Origin of the sequence: Neisseria sp. HMSC067G12 (assembly GCF_001812725.1) — a bacterium.
GTDB lineage: Bacteria > Pseudomonadota > Gammaproteobacteria > Burkholderiales > Neisseriaceae > Neisseria > Neisseria perflava.
Genome location: NZ_KV810179.1, coordinates 1 through 6,228, shown reverse-complemented (window position 1 = coordinate 6,228; position 6,228 = coordinate 1). Strand labels below are relative to the sequence as shown.

Below are 6,228 nucleotides of genomic sequence, written 5' to 3'. Positions count from 1 at the left end.
TGTACTGTATAATTCGATTCGCTCTTTAAAAAACAGATTACCGATAAGTGTGAGTGCATTAGGCCTCACACTGTTTGAAAGACAGACAAGATGATGTTTTAGACATTGTCCTGTCGGTTTCTTTGAAGCAGACCAGAAGTTATAAGTTAGAGATTGAACATAAGAGTTTGATCCTGGCTCAGATTGAACGCTGGCGGCATGCTTTACACATGCAAGTCGGACGGCAGCACAGAGAAGCTTGCTTCTTGGGTGGCGAGTGGCGAACGGGTGAGTAATATATCGGAACGTACCGAGTAATGGGGGATAACTAATCGAAAGATTAGCTAATACCGCATATTCTCTGAGGAGGAAAGCAGGGGACCTTCGGGCCTTGCGTTATTCGAGCGGCCGATATCTGATTAGCTAGTTGGTGGGGTAAAGGCCTACCAAGGCGACGATCAGTAGCGGGTCTGAGAGGATGATCCGCCACACTGGGACTGAGACACGGCCCAGACTCCTACGGGAGGCAGCAGTGGGGAATTTTGGACAATGGGCGCAAGCCTGATCCAGCCATGCCGCGTGTCTGAAGAAGGCCTTCGGGTTGTAAAGGACTTTTGTCAGGGAAGAAAAGGCTGTTGCTAATACCGACAGCTGATGACGGTACCTGAAGAATAAGCACCGGCTAACTACGTGCCAGCAGCCGCGGTAATACGTAGGGTGCGAGCGTTAATCGGAATTACTGGGCGTAAAGCGAGCGCAGACGGTTACTTAAGCAGGATGTGAAATCCCCGGGCTCAACCTGGGAACTGCGTTCTGAACTGGGTGACTAGAGTGTGTCAGAGGGAGGTAGAATTCCACGTGTAGCAGTGAAATGCGTAGAGATGTGGAGGAATACCGATGGCGAAGGCAGCCTCCTGGGATAACACTGACGTTCATGCTCGAAAGCGTGGGTAGCAAACAGGATTAGATACCCTGGTAGTCCACGCCCTAAACGATGTCAATTAGCTGTTGGGCAACTTGATTGCTTAGTAGCGTAGCTAACGCGTGAAATTGACCGCCTGGGGAGTACGGTCGCAAGATTAAAACTCAAAGGAATTGACGGGGACCCGCACAAGCGGTGGATGATGTGGATTAATTCGATGCAACGCGAAGAACCTTACCTGGTCTTGACATGTACGGAATCCTCCAGAGACGGAGGAGTGCCTTCGGGAACCGTAACACAGGTGCTGCATGGCTGTCGTCAGCTCGTGTCGTGAGATGTTGGGTTAAGTCCCGCAACGAGCGCAACCCTTGTCATTAGTTGCCATCATTTAGTTGGGCACTCTAATGAGACTGCCGGTGACAAGCCGGAGGAAGGTGGGGATGACGTCAAGTCCTCATGGCCCTTATGACCAGGGCTTCACACGTCATACAATGGTCGGTACAGAGGGTAGCCAAGCCGCGAGGTGGAGCCAATCTCACAAAACCGATCGTAGTCCGGATTGCACTCTGCAACTCGAGTGCATGAAGTCGGAATCGCTAGTAATCGCAGGTCAGCATACTGCGGTGAATACGTTCCCGGGTCTTGTACACACCGCCCGTCACACCATGGGAGTGGGGGATACCAGAAGTAGGTAGGGTAACCGCAAGGAGCCCGCTTACCACGGTATGCTTCATGACTGGGGTGAAGTCGTAACAAGGTAGCCGTAGGGGAACCTGCGGCTGGATCACCTCCTTTCTAGAGAAAGAAGAGGCCTGATGCATTCACACTTATCGGTAAACTGTAAAAGATGCGGAAGAGAAAAGCTTGAGTGAAGACAAGATTCGCTTAAGAAGAGAATCCGGGTTTGTAGCTCAGCTGGTTAGAGCACACGCTTGATAAGCGTGGGGTCGGAGGTTCAAGTCCTCCCAGACCCACCAAGAACGGGGGCATAGCTCAGTTGGTAGAGCACCTGCTTTGCAAGCAGGGGGTCATCGGTTCGATCCCGTTTGCCTCCACCAAGAACTTTACAAATCAAAGGAAGCCTGCTATACTTAGCAGCTTATTTTGATTTGCGAAGTGAAATATTGACGCATCGATCTTTAACAAATTGGAAAGCCGAAATCAACAAACAAAGACAATGAGTTTGTTTTAATTTTTTGTTCTTTGCAAAGGATGAAAAATCTCTCGCAAGAGAAAAGGAAACAAACACAGTATTTGGGTGATGATTGTATCGACTTAATCCTGAAACACAAAAGGCAGGATTAAGACACAACAAAGCAGTAAGCTTTATCAAAGTAGGAATTTCAAGTTTGCTTCCCTAGTCAACGGGTAGGCAAACGAAGTCAAAGAGGTTCTTGAAATGATAGAGTCAAGTGAATAAGTGCATCAGGTGGATGCCTTGGCGATGATAGGCGACGAAGGACGTGTAAGCCTGCGAAAAGCGTGGGGGAGCTGGCAATAAAGCTATGATCCCGCGGTGTCCGAATGGGGAAACCCACCTCTTAGGAGGTATCCTTATCTGAATACATAGGATAAGCGAAGCGAACCCGGAGAACTGAACCATCTAAGTACCCGGAGGAAAAGAAATCAACCGAGATTCCGCAAGTAGTGGCGAGCGAACGCGGAGGAGCCTGTACGTGATAACTGTCGAGATAGAAGAACAAGCTGGGAAGCTTGACCATAGTGGGTGATAGTCCCGTATTCGAAATCTCAATAGTGGTACTAAGCGTACGAAAAGTAGGGCGGGACACGTGAAATCCTGTCTGAATATGGGGGGACCATCCTCCAAGGCTAAATACTCATCATCGACCGATAGTGAACCAGTACCGTGAGGGAAAGGCGAAAAGAACCCCGGGAGGGGAGTGAAATAGAACCTGAAACCTGATGCATACAAACAGTGGGAGCACCCTTGTGGTGTGACTGCGTACCTTTTGTATAATGGGTCAACGACTTACATTCAGTAGCGAGCTTAACCGAATAGGGGAGGCGTAGGGAAACCGAGTCTTAATAGGGCGAACAGTTGCTGGGTGTAGACCCGAAACCGAGTGATCTATCCATGGCCAGGTTGAAGGTGCCGTAACAGGTACTGGAGGACCGAACCCACGCATGTTGCAAAATGCGGGGATGAGCTGTGGATAGGGGTGAAAGGCTAAACAAACTCGGAGATAGCTGGTTCTCCCCGAAAACTATTTAGGTAGTGCCTCGAGCAAGACACTGATGGGGGTAAAGCACTGTTATGGCTAGGGGGTTATTGCAACTTACCAACCCATGGCAAACTAAGAATACCATCAAGTGGTTCCTCGGGAGACAGACAGCGGGTGCTAACGTCCGTTGTCAAGAGGGAAACAACCCAGACCGCCAGCTAAGGTCCCAAATGATAGATTAAGTGGTAAACGAAGTGGGAAGGCCCAGACAGCCAGGATGTTGGCTTAGAAGCAGCCATCATTTAAAGAAAGCGTAATAGCTCACTGGTCGAGTCGTCCTGCGCGGAAGATGTAACGGGGCTCAAATCTATAACCGAAGCTGCGGATGCCAGTTTACTGGCATGGTAGGGGAGCGTTCTGTAGGCCAATGAAGGTGCATTGTAAAGTGTGCTGGAGGTATCAGAAGTGCGAATGTTGACATGAGTAGCGATAAAGCGGGTGAAAAGCCCGCTCGCCGAAAGCCCAAGGTTTCCTACGCAACGTTCATCGGCGTAGGGTGAGTCGGCCCCTAAGGCGAGGCAGAAATGCGTAGTCGATGGGAAACAGGTTAATATTCCTGTACTTGATTCAAATGCGATGTGGGGACGGAGAAGGTTAGGTTAGCAAGCTGTTGGAATAGCTTGCTTAAGCCGGTAGGTGGAAGACTTAGGCAAATCCGGGTCTTCTTAACACCGAGAAGTGACGACGAGTGTCTACGGACATGAAGTAACCGATACCACGCTTCCAGGAAAAGCCACTAAGCTTCAGTTTGAATCGAACCGTACCGCAAACCGACACAGGTGGGCAGGATGAGAATTCTAAGGCGCTTGAGAGAACTCGGGAGAAGGAACTCGGCAAATTGATACCGTAACTTCGGGAGAAGGTATGCCCTCTAAGGTTAAGGACTTGCTCCGTAAGCCCTGGAGGGTCGCAGAGAATAGGTGGCTGCGACTGTTTATTAAAAACACAGCACTCTGCTAACACGAAAGTGGACGTATAGGGTGTGACGCCTGCCCGGTGCTGGAAGGTTAATTGAAGATGTGCAAGCATCGGATCGAAGCCCCAGTAAACGGCGGCCGTAACTATAACGGTCCTAAGGTAGCGAAATTCCTTGTCGGGTAAGTTCCGACCCGCACGAATGGCGTAACGATGGCCACACTGTCTCCTCCCGAGACTCAGCGAAGTTGAAGTGGTTGTGAAGATGCAATCTACCCGCTGCTAGACGGAAAGACCCCGTGAACCTTTACTGTAGCTTTGCATTGGACTTTGAAGTCACTTGTGTAGGATAGGTGGGAGGCTTTGAAGCAGAGACGCCAGTCTCTGTGGAGCCGTCCTTGAAATACCACCCTGGTGTCTTTGAGGTTCTAACCCAGACCCGTAATCCGGGTCGGGGACCGTGCATGGTAGGCAGTTTGACTGGGGCGGTCTCCTCCCAAAGAGTAACGGAGGAGTTCGAAGGTTACCTAGGTCCGGTCGGAAATCGGACTGATAGTGCAATGGCAAAAGGTAGCTTAACTGCGAGACCGACAAGTCGAGCAGGTGCGAAAGCAGGACATAGTGATCCGGTGGTTCTGTATGGAAGGGCCATCGCTCAACGGATAAAAGGTACTCCGGGGATAACAGGCTGATTCCGCCCAAGAGTTCATATCGACGGCGGAGTTTGGCACCTCGATGTCGGCTCATCACATCCTGGGGCTGTAGTCGGTCCCAAGGGTATGGCTGTTCGCCATTTAAAGTGGTACGTGAGCTGGGTTTAAAACGTCGTGAGACAGTTTGGTCCCTATCTGCAGTGGGCGTTGGAAGTTTGACGGGGGCTGCTCCTAGTACGAGAGGACCGGAGTGGACGAACCTCTGGTGTACCGGTTGTAACGCCAGTTGCATAGCCGGGTAGCTAAGTTCGGAAGAGATAAGCGCTGAAAGCATCTAAGCGCGAAACTCGCCTGAAGATGAGACTTCCCTTGTGGTTTAACCACACTAAAGAGTCGTTCGAGACCAGGACGTTGATAGGTGGGGTGTGGAAGCGCGGTAACGCGTGAAGCTAACCCATACTAATTGCTCGTGAGGCTTGACTCTATCATTTGAAGAACTTCAAGAGATAAAAGCTTACTGACTGATTCAGTCATCACCAAATATATTGATTAAGGCTTTACCGATTTGTAACAGTTTAAGTTTGGCGGCCATAGCGAGTTGGTCCCACGCCTTCCCATCCCGAACAGGACCGTGAAACGACTCAGCGCCGATGATAGTGTGGTTCTTCCATGTGAAAGTAGGTCACCGCCAAACACTCATTCCGAAGCCCCCGACTGATGTCGGGGGCTTTTTACATGCCTGTCGGTTCTGTCGGTTTGATGACTCATGCATTCTTGTTGTTTAAATTAAAGGATGATAACTATGTTGTTATTCTTGAACATAAAGTGCCGAAAGTTACGGTTAACTGTTTAGAATATTTGAAATCGAACGGTATTTGCGTTATTATGTCGTATGCATTTATATGGAATAGGGCCGTGTTCTACTGTCGTGTGGCAGTGTCTGCGGGGAAGTAAAACTGTCCTGCAGCCGGCCCGGTTGATTCAATCCAACACGTTATAGGAAAACCCTGATGAAGAAATTTTTATTTGGTGTCTTTGCCGCCGTGTGTACGGCATTCTCTTTGGCTGCCGTGAACGTCAATACGGCCTCTTCTGCCGAACTGGAGGCATTGCCGGGTATCGGCCCGGCTAAGGCGAAAGCGATTGTGGAATATCGTCAGAAGAACGGTGCGTTCAAATCGGTGGAGGAGCTGAAAAACGTGAAGGGCATCGGTGATGCGGTGCTGAACAAGTTGAAGGCGGAGGCGACGGTTTCTTCTGCCGCGCCTAAGGCCGCGCAGCCTGCCGTGAAAAAATAAGTCTGACGGACGTTTGTGCCGTATATGCCGCCCCGAGGCCGAACCGTTTGCCGGTTGGGCCACGGGGCGGCTTTGTTTGGGGGTGGGAATAAAACTTGAACCAGTGGAGACTTTACATGGGGTGAAGGGATAAACGGATAGGGTGCCTCTTGTTGGATAGAGATATAGAAGATAAAGGGAAGAAAGATATGTACTTAAAGGCATTTGACAGAAAATGG

1 protein-coding gene, 2 tRNA genes and 3 rRNA genes are annotated in these 6,228 nt (G+C 50.1%); all 6 read left to right on the top strand.

Annotated features, from left to right (window positions below):
- The first annotated feature begins 155 nt into the window (after positions 1 to 155).
- The 6 genes from HMPREF2871_RS00050 (at position 156) to HMPREF2871_RS00020 (ending at position 6,010) form a co-directional block, all read left to right on the top strand.
- Positions 156 to 1,696, top strand: a 16S ribosomal RNA gene (locus HMPREF2871_RS00050).
- A gap of 105 nt (positions 1,697 to 1,801) precedes the next feature.
- Positions 1,802 to 1,878, top strand: a tRNA-Ile gene (locus HMPREF2871_RS00045).
- 5 nt (positions 1,879 to 1,883) lie between these two features.
- Positions 1,884 to 1,959 (top strand) — tRNA-Ala (locus HMPREF2871_RS00040).
- A gap of 348 nt (positions 1,960 to 2,307) precedes the next feature.
- Positions 2,308 to 5,196, top strand: a 23S ribosomal RNA gene (locus tag HMPREF2871_RS00035).
- A 96-nt stretch (positions 5,197 to 5,292) separates the two neighbouring features.
- Positions 5,293 to 5,406: ribosomal RNA gene (rrf, locus tag HMPREF2871_RS00030) — 5S ribosomal RNA — on the top strand.
- Together the 16S, 23S and 5S rRNA genes with 2 tRNA genes alongside form the textbook arrangement of a ribosomal RNA operon.
- A 316-nt stretch (positions 5,407 to 5,722) precedes the next feature.
- Positions 5,723 to 6,010: a ComEA family DNA-binding protein gene (locus HMPREF2871_RS00020; RefSeq protein ID WP_004520163.1), complete on the top strand. Its 288-nt coding sequence runs from the start codon at positions 5,723 to 5,725 to the stop codon at positions 6,008 to 6,010.
- Positions 6,011 to 6,228: the final 218 nt, after the last annotated feature.

Bases quoted from the DNA above. Each gene is read 5' to 3' on its own strand.
- HMPREF2871_RS00020 (WP_004520163.1), top strand. From the start codon at position 5,723: ATGAAGAAATTTTTATTTGGTGTCTTTGCCGCCGTGTGTACGGCATTC.